Source organism: Pseudomonas sp. PS01300 (genome assembly GCF_029960155.1).
GTDB lineage: Bacteria > Pseudomonadota > Gammaproteobacteria > Pseudomonadales > Pseudomonadaceae > Aquipseudomonas > Aquipseudomonas palmensis.
Map to the genome: position 1 here is coordinate 1 of NZ_JASCPN010000146.1, position 472 is coordinate 472.

Annotated in this window: 1 protein-coding gene; it reads right to left on the minus strand. The window is 57.2% G+C overall.

Annotated elements, in window-relative coordinates; genetic code table 11:
* Positions 1–472 (minus strand): hypothetical protein (locus QMX96_RS26715; RefSeq protein WP_282362727.1); only part of this gene is annotated, 472 nt, incomplete at both ends.

A 472-nucleotide genomic window follows, 5' to 3' on the forward strand; every position in this document is an offset into this window, starting at 1 on the left:
CCAGGCTCGACGCCTTCCAAGCCGTCTCCCGCTCCCCAAGCGCTTTCGCAACCTGCCCCAGCTTCCCTGCCTTGTTGATCACCGCAAAGCTCAGGGCGAACTCGGTCTCCCACTGCATTTCCACCCGCAGGGCAGCCTGTTCCTGGCCTTGCAGGCGCAAAACAAATGCCTGGACTTTCGCGTCCTGCTTGGCGCTCTCAAAGGCTTGTGCGACTTCGTACGGATTGCTGGCCTTCTGAATCAGTCCGTTGGTGATACGAGAACTGGTGCCACTAAAGTCCGTGACCAGCCCTTCACCCAAGCCGTAGATGTTTTTGGCTGACTCGGCCACTGCCGCCGCAATGCCTTGCCCTACGCCAATCCCACCACCCAGCAGATCGGTTTTGCCGTAATTGAGGTTGCGGTCGTAATAGGCGAGTTGTTCCCAGTTCTGAAGGAATCTGTCGTTGATCAGGTATTCCTGATTCACCTT